At 67.6% G+C, this 9,475-nt stretch carries 10 protein-coding genes; 7 read left to right on the plus strand and 3 right to left on the minus strand.

Features of this window, described 5'->3' with window-relative positions; all coding sequences use genetic code 11:
* Positions 1-54: 54 nt before the first annotated feature.
* A complete protein-coding gene (locus N826_RS32545) occupies positions 55-1,020 on the minus strand; it encodes a hypothetical protein (protein WP_044435940.1) in 966 nt (321 codons plus the stop codon).
* 975 nt (positions 1,021-1,995) lie between these two features.
* On the opposite strand from N826_RS32545, the gene N826_RS46075 reads away from it, so the two are divergent.
* The 7 genes from N826_RS46075 to N826_RS32570 all read left to right on the plus strand — a co-directional run bounded on the left by N826_RS46075 (position 1,996) and on the right by N826_RS32570 (position 7,550).
* Complete coding sequence (locus N826_RS46075; RefSeq protein WP_373866651.1) at positions 1,996-2,196, plus strand: YrrC family ATP-dependent DNA helicase; 201 nt, start codon at positions 1,996-1,998, stop codon at positions 2,194-2,196.
* A gap of 24 nt (positions 2,197-2,220) precedes the next feature.
* Complete coding sequence (recD2, locus tag N826_RS32550; RefSeq protein ID WP_373866652.1) at positions 2,221-4,200, plus strand: SF1B family DNA helicase RecD2; 1,980 nt, start codon at positions 2,221-2,223, stop codon at positions 4,198-4,200.
* A gap of 139 nt (positions 4,201-4,339) precedes the next feature.
* A complete protein-coding gene (locus N826_RS32555; RefSeq protein ID WP_044435941.1) occupies positions 4,340-4,753 on the plus strand; it encodes a hypothetical protein in 414 nt (137 codons plus the stop codon).
* 449 nt (positions 4,754-5,202) lie between these two features.
* Positions 5,203-5,508 carry a DUF4167 domain-containing protein gene (locus tag N826_RS43640; RefSeq protein ID WP_147041191.1) on the plus strand — a complete coding sequence of 102 codons (306 nt, stop codon included), beginning with the start codon at positions 5,203-5,205 and terminating at the stop codon, positions 5,506-5,508.
* A 404-nt stretch (positions 5,509-5,912) separates the two neighbouring features.
* Positions 5,913-6,191: an HU family DNA-binding protein gene (locus N826_RS32560; RefSeq protein ID WP_044435943.1), complete on the plus strand. Its 279-nt coding sequence runs from the start codon at positions 5,913-5,915 to the stop codon at positions 6,189-6,191.
* A gap of 314 nt (positions 6,192-6,505) precedes the next feature.
* Complete coding sequence (locus tag N826_RS32565; protein WP_044435945.1) at positions 6,506-7,006, plus strand: hypothetical protein; 501 nt, start codon at positions 6,506-6,508, stop codon at positions 7,004-7,006.
* A gap of 76 nt (positions 7,007-7,082) precedes the next feature.
* Positions 7,083-7,550: a Ros/MucR family transcriptional regulator gene (locus tag N826_RS32570; protein WP_044435947.1), complete on the plus strand. Its 468-nt coding sequence runs from the start codon at positions 7,083-7,085 to the stop codon at positions 7,548-7,550.
* A gap of 52 nt (positions 7,551-7,602) precedes the next feature.
* Here the strand turns inward: N826_RS32570 and N826_RS32575 are convergent, their stop codons facing one another.
* Both N826_RS32575 and N826_RS44490 read right to left on the minus strand, forming a co-directional pair.
* Positions 7,603-9,030, minus strand: coding sequence for a DUF7986 domain-containing protein (locus N826_RS32575; RefSeq protein ID WP_044435949.1), 1,428 nt, complete (start codon positions 9,028-9,030; stop codon positions 7,603-7,605).
* A 194-nt stretch (positions 9,031-9,224) separates the two neighbouring features.
* Positions 9,225-9,475: hypothetical protein (locus N826_RS44490; protein ID WP_044435950.1), on the minus strand; the 251-nt coding region annotated here is incomplete at its 5' end.

Below are 9,475 nucleotides of genomic sequence, written 5' to 3' on the forward strand. Positions count from 1 at the left end.
GGTGGCGACGCGGACCGGGGAGCTGGGTTTCCCCAGCTCCCCTTTGTGGCGGCGTCAGGCCGGCCGCCGCGCGCCCGGCCGCCTCGCCCGACAGGCCGGCGGGGTCCATTCCGAGGGCAGGGAGCGGAACAGGGCGATGTCGCCGCTGTCGGTCACCTGCACAGTTGCGACGATGCGCCGGTAGGCCTCGCAGGCGGCTTCGAGCCGCCACTCCCAGAAGGCGTGCTGTTTGTCCAGCTTGCGGTAGCGCTCGCGCAGGCGCTCGAGATCGTCCTCGCTGACGTCGCGGCTGCCGAGTTCGGCCCGCAGCGCCCGGCCCTCGGCCGCCAGCCGCCCCATCTGGTCGGCGGTGGTGTTGAGGTTGCTGTAAGCGTTGAGGCAGGCGCCGTAGACGGTCTGGATCTGGCACCAGGCGAGCGCCTCGTCCCAGTCGGCGAAGCTGGCGTCGGTCAGGAAGGTCCTGACCTGGGCCTCGAAGCGCTCGGCGGCCTCCTCGCCGTCGAGGCCGGCGTGCCGGACCAGCGGATCGATCCGGCGGTGGCGCGTCAGGGTCAGCGTTGCCGCCTCGCGCGCCCGCCGCAGCCGGTCGGCCAGTTCCGAGCGCCGGATTTCGCCGAGGTTGTGGAGGTTGATCAGGCGCAGGCTCTCGCGGTGGATCTCGCCGGGCGTCATCGGCTGCGGCCGGCCGTCCTGCCAGACGATCCAGAAGGCCGGGGCGGGGAGCGTCTGGCCGGTCGTCCCGCAGCCGGTCGGCCGGTGCCGGCAGTCCGGCAGCTCGCGTGCCCGGATGCCCCTGGCGGCGTCATCGTGGCATCCCGCCAGCACGTCGGCCCGGACCGCGCCGGCGGGAGCCTCGGCCGGATAGTTCCTGGCCTCGATCCACAGTTTGGACTGCCGGACCAGCTCCTCGGCGCGCAGCTTGGCTTCCTCGTGCTGCTGCCGGATCTTGAGGCGGAGAGTGTCGTTGAGCCGGCGCAGGGCTTCGCCATGGGGAGACAGCTTGAGCTTCAGGGTTGCCATCGTCGATCTCCATCGGGGGGTTGTTGCGGGATCGCGCGGTCCTTGCTGCCTGTGCCGCTGGTGGCGGAGGTGAGGGCCGCGGGGTCGTCCGAGACGCTGGACCCGCGTCTCTCTCGACGCGTCCTGAGCAATCGAGGGGAAGCGGTGTCAGGGGGAGCGCAGCTCCGGCCGGAGGCCGCAAGCCACGCGCAGGGCGGCGGCGTTGCGCGGGACGCGAGGCGGCGTCAATGATCTTTGTCGAATAGCGCCTGGCCTCCGCCTTGCGGACCCGCGCGGTGCCGCCGCCCGAGCATGGCGCAGCCCTTGACGGCGCGCGGGGGCCCCTCGGTTACCCTGGCGGTGTCGAGAGAGAGAGTTATACGAAGCAGGGAATGGGGATCGGGGAAGGGCGTGCTCTTCCCCGAGGGAGCACGTGCTAGGAGAGGCCGGGTTGCGTCCGGACGCGGGCGCGGGGCCGGGTTGCGTTCTTGAGCGCGGCCCTGCCCTGCGTCTGCGGCCGGCGCGGCCCTGCCTCTCACCACATCAGCCGTCCCGATGCGCTCTGCGTCGGGGATCGTCACTTGCACAGTTGGTCTTCAGGTCGGGGGCGAGGCTCCCCTTTGCCGGAGATCGGCGTCGCGAAGTTCCGACAGACCGGTGACGACCGGGACACGCTGGTCGCTGCCTGACGATGCCGCCGCGCACGATGCAGGACAGGGGGGCTTCGATCAGGCGCCGGTGTGAGACCTGGCGGAAACGGTCAGCCGGCGTGTTGCGCGGGGCGGGCTGCGGGTGCTGGAGTATAGCCATCGGCTGGATGGGTAGGGAGTAGCGGTGCTGTCAGCGATTCGATATTCGGTGGTTGGCGGAATTCTGATCGCTACGTTCCTATATCAACCGGGTGTTTGACGCGGCGAGCCGGTAAGTCATAAAGGCGGCGCTGACCCTGGCGCTGGTCAGCCGGGGTCGAACTGCAGGAGTTGGAGTTTTGAAGTCTTGACCACTGCCCCGGAGGGCTTGGCACGCCAGCACGCCGGTGAGATGCTGGTCGGCACGGTCGAGCGGGTGACCTTCCACAATCCGGAGACCGGCTTCTGCGTGCTGCGCGTTCAGGTGCGCGGGCGCCGCGACCTGGCCACCGTGGTCGGGCAGGCGGCGGCGATCACCGCGGGTGAGCGCATCCAGGCGACCGGGTAATGGGTCAACGACCGCAGCCACGGCCTGCAGTTCCGCGCCTCCCTCCTCCAGTCGGCACCGCCCGCTTCTGCCGAGGGCATCGAGAAGTACCTGTCCTCCGGCCTGATCCGCGGCATCGGCCCGATCTACGCCCGCAAGCTGATCGCCGCCTTCGGCGATGCCGTGTTCGAGGTCATCGAGGCGGAACCCGAGCGGCTGCGCGCGCTGCCCGGCATCGGCCCGCAGCGGGCCCGCCAGATCATCGAGGGCTGGGCCGAGCAGCGTGCCGTCCGCGAGATCATGATCTTCCTGCACGGCCATCAGATCAGCACATCCCGGAGCGTTCGGATCTACCGGCTCTACGGCAGCGATGCGATCCGCCTGATCAGCGAGAACCCGTACCGGCTTGCCCGCGACGTGCGCGGTATCGGCTTCGCCTCCGCCGACCGGATCGCCGCCGTCTTTGGCATTGCCTGGGAGTCGCTGCTGCGTATCCGGGCCGGCCTGTCGCATGTCCTGGCCGAAGCGATGGATGAGGGGCACTGCGGCTTGCCGCGCGACGAGCTGGTCGAGGCCGCGGCAAAGGTGCTGGAGGTGGAGGCCGGGTTGGTCGAGCAGGCCATCGCCGAGGAGGTGGCGGGGGGCACGCTGGTCGAGGATGCGATCGGTGGCCGGCCGGCGGTGTTTCTGGGCTGGCTGTTCCACTCCGAGCGCAACATTGCCGAGCGGCTGGGCGCCCTCGGCCGCGGTCCGCCGCCCTGGTCCGGGATCGATGCCGACCGGGCCATCCCCTGGGTCGAAGGACGGGCCGGAATATCGTTGGCGCCGAGCCAGGCGGCGGCACTGCGCCAGGCGCTGCGTGCCAAGGTGCTGGTCATCACCGGCGGCCCCGGTGTCGGCAAGACGACGCTGGTCAACAGCATCATCAAAATACTCGCGGTCAAGCATGTCGGCATCCTGCTGGCGGCGCCCACCGGTCGGGCGGCCAAACGGATGAACGAGGCAACAGAGCTGGAGGCCAGGACCCTGCACCGGCTGCTCGAGGTCGATCCCGGCACCGGCGGCTTCAAGCGCTCGGAACAGAACCCGCTGGAGGGCGACCTGCTGGTGGTGGACGAAACGTCGATGGTCGACGTCCCGCTGATGTACGCGCTGCTCAGGGCCGTTCCGCCCGGAATGGCGCTGCTGCTGGTCGGCGACGTCGACCAGCTGCCCAGCGTCGGACCGGGACGGGTGCTGGGCGATATCATCGACAGCGGCCTCGTGCCGGTGGTGCGGCTGACCGAGGTGTTCCGGCAGGCGGCCAGCAGCCGGATCATCACCAACGCCCACCGCATCCACACAGGCAGGCTGCCGCTGCTGCCGGGCCGGGGAGAAACCAGCGACTTCCACTGGGTTGACGCCAACACGCCCGAACGGCTGGTGGACACGCTCGTCCATCTGGTCGCCCGCCACCTGCCGCGCAGCCAGGGGTTCGACCCAATCCGCGACATCCAGGTGCTGTGCCCGATGAATGTCGGGTCGGTGGGCGCACGCTCCCTGAACATCGAGCTGCAGAAGGCGATCAACCCGCCCGGTGCGGTTCGGGTCGAACGGTTCGGCTTTGCCTTCGGCGCCGGGGACAAGGTGATGCAGATCGTCAACGACTACGACAAGGAGGTCTACAACGGCGACATCGGCCGGATCATGTCGGTTGATCCAGACAAGGCGGAGCTGGTGATCCGGTTTGATGAGCGCGACGTCCCCTACCGCTTCGATGAACTGGACCAGGTGGTGCTGGCCTACGCCACGACGATCCACAAGAGCCAGGGCTCGGAGTACCCGGTCGTGATGATCCCGATGACGCTGCAGCACCTGGTCATGCTGCACCGGAACCTGCTTTACACCGGCGTCACCCGGGGCAAGCGGCTGGTCATCCTGGTCGGCGAGAAGAAGGCCTGCGCGGTGGCGGTTTACGGCACCATGACCAAACCCCGCTATACCAAGCTGCTCGAGTGGGGTGAGATTTATGCCAGGCCGGTTTGAGCAGAAGCCTCGCCGACGTGGCTGGTTTCACGACTGGAGGGTCTGCAGCACCGGGAACTGGGCTGTGCTATAGCTCCGGGCCGAAGCGGATGATTGTGCCCGTCCGAGGAGGAGTGCGTTTGTTGTCGGGAAAGCTGCCATGAAGATTAAGGCATTCGATGCCGTCGTGCTCAGGAAACTGCAGCCGGAGATCGAGGCGGCGCTTGCCGCCCTCGGCCGCAGGCATGGAATTACGATCCGCGCCGGCACGGCCCGCTTCAGGGAGAGCACGGCCGAGCTCAAGCTCGAGCTGGCGGTGATCGGCGGCGATGGCAAATCCGCTCGCCGAGAAGTCGAGGAGTTCGCCAAGTACCACGCGATGTATGGTCTGGAAGCCGGCGATCTCGGCCGGGTTGTCATCCTCGACCACGAAGAGCACTGCCTGGTCGGGCTGGCGCCCAACCGGCCCAAGTACCCGATCGTCATGGAACGCCTGCGTGATGGCAAGGTGGTGCTTTGTACCGAGGACGTGATCGAGAAGATCACGGCTCTGCGTTTGCTCAAGCCGTCCTGATCGATGCTGGACGGGCGGTCGCCGGCAGAGTGCCAGATTTGCCAAGATCCAGATACCGGCCATTGCCGACTGACAGGGTTTGGATGACGGGCATCTGCTGGATGGAGACGAGGCGGACGCCGGAAGAGGTTTTTTGGTCTCTTCGGGCCTGGCCGGAATGATCGGGCACTCCCGCTGCGGCGTCGCCCGCCATCAAGATCCAGGCGATTGCCCCTCCGGCGGCAGGGGGCGCCGGCGCGACGATCCCGATCGAAATGGCTATTGAACCTGCCTTGCTCGGCCGCAAATCCCCGCACCTCGCTGCTGCCGCCGAAGGTCCTGGTGACGAGAGGTATCGACGATCCCCGGATCCTGCAAATCGCTCCGTAGCTCTTCCCACAGCTGCATGATATGCCTCCGGTTTCAGCTATACAGCGTCCCAAACCAGACGCAGAAGACGAGGATGTTCAGTGAGACCGCCCAACCAGAACCGATCAGGATCCCGGAACAGGTTTCCTGCCGGCCCTAAGCAGCCATCACAGCATGGCGATGCTGGTCGTGTTGAAAGTGGGCGCGGCAGGGGTGGCAGCGAGAGCGCCATGGCGAAGCACACCCGCTATCTGGAACTTGCCCAGCAGGCCAGAACGGCCGGCGACGAGGTGACGATGCAGCACAACCTCCAGCATGCCGAACACTGGTACCGCACGGCCATGGCTGACCGACGGACCGGGGATGATCCACGGATGGCACGCGAAGGGGAGGGCCTCGCCGACTGAGCCGATAGGGTTGTGGTCCTGGCATACGGTGTCTGCCCCGGCTCAATCGCGCGGAACCCGGCTGGACGTTTCAGATCCGTCACGGACTGAACGGCCGTCGCGACAGGACGCCGACAGGCCCGACGGACCGATGAGCGGGAACTGGCATCCGCGTCGCCTGCCGGATCCTTGACGATCAGCACGGCTGCAGGCAAATCGCTTCCCCCGATTGGCTCCCACCTCCGGTCCGGCACATCCTCCATTCCGGACAAAATGGACTGTGGAGTGTAGCGCCGGTGCAACCACACCCTTAAAATCGGCCGGCAATGCGGGCTGTCCAGCGCGTTTGCCTTGTCACCCGGTCGAACCAGTGGCAATCGGAGAGACGCTGCCGATGGAGGCAGCCTGTATGAGGGAGGTTGACAATGAACCAGACGGAACTGATTGCCGCTGTTGCGGAGCGTGCCGGGTTGACAAAGGCCGACGCTGGCAAGGCGGTCGAGGCGCTGGTCGGCACGATCACCGATACGCTCAAGCAGGGCGACGAGATCCGCATCGCCGGCTTCGGCACCTTCGGCGTCTCCGAGCGCGGTGAGCGACAGGGCCGCAACCCTCAGACCGGTGCGCCGATCACGATCGCGGCATCCAAGGCCGCCAAGTTCACGGTCGGCAAAGGCGTCAAGGACGCGCTTAACGGCGGCTGAGTCTATCGGGCTGGCGCACTCGGTCCGGTCGGCGCTCCGAGTGCGCAAAGGTTGAAGCTTTCGGACGGCGACGAGGGTGACAGTCGCCCACAGCCAGATCCCAGGCCCGGTGGCCGTTGACCGGCATCGGCGCGTCGCGTCAGGAGGAGTGGGGAAAGACCTTGATGGATCGGGATCAGGCCCGCACCGACTACCGCCGGATCCTGGCGGGCGTTGTCCGCCACCATCAGGGGCGCTCGACCGTCACGTCGCTGGGGCCGCAATAGCACGTGTCGCCAAGCGGCTCGGTTTGACGCTGAGGGGCGGGGTCATCAATGCCGGTGACGACGAGATGGCTCTGGTCTCGGATCTCGCGGTCGATCGCCCGCGTCGCCGGATCGACCCGGGTGATCGACCGCTACGCCGGAGCGGTTTCGGGATCGCTCGATGCCTTCGACCGGGAGCTGAGCGGGCCTCTGAGCCGGAGATGGTCCTCGATCCTCCGGCTCACCTCGCGGCATCCGGTAGCCGGCTGGTACGCCGACGACCTCCTGCTCGAATGGACCGGGCTCTGGCTGATGAACAAGGCGCTGGAACAGTCGGCTTGCCAGGGCATGAACTTCGGCACCCGGCTGTTCGAGTTCGGCGGCTTCGTTCTCTCGACCGCCGCCGCGACGCCGGTCACGGACGCTGGGATGGACGCTCTGCGCGACGATCTGTGGACGCGGTACAAACCGGAGGCGCTGACCGATGCCGAAGTCATTACACTGTACTGGCTGACGATGGCGCTTGGACTGGTGGCACGGCACAGAAGCGCTCTCGACGGCCTAGTCTGAAGTGCCGCTGCCGGGCCGGCATCCTGTCCCGGCACCGGCGCCGGGACAGCGCATCACCCGACATGGAGAACGTTCAATGACCCCAAGCAGCTCCACCGTTTCTTCCGAAGAGATGGTCGCCCTGACCAGCCGGATCACCGCCGCCTACCTGCGCGGCAACGCCCTGCCGGCGGCCGGCATCGCCGGCGTGATCGCCATCGTTCACGGATCGCTCCTGCAGCTCGGTCAAGCGGTGCCGCAGCAGGAGGAAATCCGGAAGCCGGCGGTACCGATCCGCCGATCGGTCACGGCCGAGTACATCGTCTGCCTGGAGGACGGCAGGAAGATGAAAATGCTCAAGCGGTATCTGCGCACGACCTACGGCCTGACGCCGGATCAGTACCGGTCAAAGTGGAACCTGCCGGCCGATTACCCGATGGTGGCGCCAGCCTACGCCGAGGCGCGCAGTGTGCTGGCCCGGGCGAGAGGCCTGGGCCGGCGCCGCCCGGCGCCGGAGCCGGTTCCTGTCCCAAAAAAGCGCGGCCGTCCCAAGACAACAGCCTGATCGCACGCCGCCCGACTCCCTGCACCCTTGGTGATCGGGAACAAGACCTTGATCAGTGACGCAGGTCGGTGACCTTGAGGGCGTCCCACATCCAGCTGAAATCATAGGCCGGGTGTCCCTGGGCCAGGCTGCGGCGCGCGGCGCCGTTCTCCAGGACCTTCAGCCACTCCACCACCTTGCGACGTCCCGCCTTCGACCGGGCGGCCTGCTTCGGGCTCTTGCCGTCCAGCATCGGGATCGGCTGCGACAGGATCTCGCGGTAGTGACGGTCCTCTACCTCGCGCAGCAGCGCCGCCATTTCCTCCGGCGGCAGCGGTAGTTCGGGCGGGGGATGATCGTTTCCTTCTGCTGCCCGTTCGGCCATCGCCTGCTCGGGCGTCTGCAGCGCGGTCAGCGGCGCCGTCACCAGCGGGCCGAGCGCCTCGGCCAGCCAGCTTCGGCCCCGTTCGGCCCGCTCGACCGAGTTGGTCTGCAGCACCACGGCAGCCCGATCCAACCGAACCGAGCCGAGAACCCGCCCACCCTGCACGTCGTAGGTCTTGATCATCACCGCACCGGATGAGGCTCCCGGCACAGCGCCGGTCGGAGGTGCGTCGGTCAGCCACGTCCAGGCCGGCGGCTCGCCCTCATCCCGGACCAGATCCGGCAAGCCGTCGAGGCGGCGCTCGATCTCGCCGGCCCGAGCGGGATCCTGAACTGGAAATCGCGTTTCCGAAAAGATCAGGCTGTCACCGTCGAAGTTGACGAGATTGGGCATCGACCGGCCCAGGACGCTGCGCAGGGACCTGGCCAGCCAGGCCTGGGTGAACAGCGGCGCCATCTCGCCGAGAACGGCGTCTTCCACCGGATAGTGATCGACGTCGCCGCCTGGAACGCCTAGCTGTTCGGCCCGCCGCTTAACGCTGCGAACAAAGCTTTTCCGGGCCCGGGCGAATTCGTCGAGCAGGGCCCGGCTGTCCTCGAACGTCAGCGGCACAACGCCGCCGGCCATGTGCATTTCAGAGCCGACCGGCAGCATCCGGGCAGCTATATGGTCCCAATGGGCAAGGCTTTGGGAGGCCAGCTTGTCCGTGACTTCGATCGGCTCACCGCCGCGGATCAGATCCCGGGCCATGAAGTGTCGGCCTGGCGCTGTGCCGACCACCTCGTAGAGGCTCATGACCGAGCGGCGCAGGGCTTCCAGGTAGCGCCTGACCGGCGCCGGTTCCTTCCAGCCGCGACGGTTGAGATAATCGGCGATGACGTTCCGGCCGTCGGGCTCGAAATCGCAGGTCACGAAGTCCTCGAAGGCGCAGCCGATGAGCTGGGCATAACCGCCCTGTCCGAGCAGATCGAATAATTCGTCCGGCTCGAGGTCGAATTCGTCGAAGGCCGGTTCGAGGTGCTCCGCAACGATGGCATCGAGACGGTCACGCCATTCCTCCCGCTGCGCCCACTTCATGACGGCGGCGATCGCCTTGTCGTGAGCTGAAATCCGCATGTCTCCCCCTGGCCGATTGGTCATCGGGTGAAACAGTAGCGAACCCACAGCCGTCCGGCAAAGGTGTCTGGAGAGTTGAGGGCAAGGTATCTGCGGGACGACGATTTGGCCGGAGCTGCCGTTGAGCTGCTCTGTCAGGGGACTGCGGGCGCGGCCATCGGCGGCCGCTCGACGCTCTCCTGAACCCCGCCGTCTCACCCGCCCTTCCCGGTGCTGGACGGCGGTGCTATCGGCAGCCAGTGCGACGGCCGCAGGATCCGGCGTCCGTCGTGCCACGCCGGCGCGTCGTGACCGGCGATGCGGCCGTGGCTGGCCATCACCGGATGCCCGGCCCAGACCAGGACGCGCCGGCCGTTCCGGGGCGCCGTCTCGATCGGCCGCCAGCGCATCGGCGCGCCGGGCGGCGGCTCACCCTGTCCGGCGGCATGCCGGCGGCGCTTTCCGG

The sequence above is a fragment of the Skermanella aerolata KACC 11604 genome (genome assembly GCF_000936425.1).
GTDB lineage: Bacteria > Pseudomonadota > Alphaproteobacteria > Azospirillales > Azospirillaceae > Skermanella > Skermanella aerolata.

Bases quoted from the DNA above. Each gene is read 5' to 3' on its own strand.
- N826_RS32545 (WP_044435940.1), bottom strand. From the start codon at position 1,020: ATGGCAACCCTGAAGCTCAAGCTGTCTCCCCATGGCGAAGCCCTGCGC.
- N826_RS32555 (WP_044435941.1), top strand. From the start codon at position 4,340: ATGAAGATTAAGGCATTCGATGCCGTCGTGCTCAGGAAACTGCAGCCG.
- N826_RS32560 (WP_044435943.1), top strand. From the start codon at position 5,913: ATGAACCAGACGGAACTGATTGCCGCTGTTGCGGAGCGTGCCGGGTTG.
- N826_RS32565 (WP_044435945.1), top strand. From the start codon at position 6,506: ATGCCGGTGACGACGAGATGGCTCTGGTCTCGGATCTCGCGGTCGATC.
- N826_RS32570 (WP_044435947.1), top strand. From the start codon at position 7,083: ATGACCCCAAGCAGCTCCACCGTTTCTTCCGAAGAGATGGTCGCCCTG.
- N826_RS32575 (WP_044435949.1), bottom strand. From the start codon at position 9,030: ATGCGGATTTCAGCTCACGACAAGGCGATCGCCGCCGTCATGAAGTGG.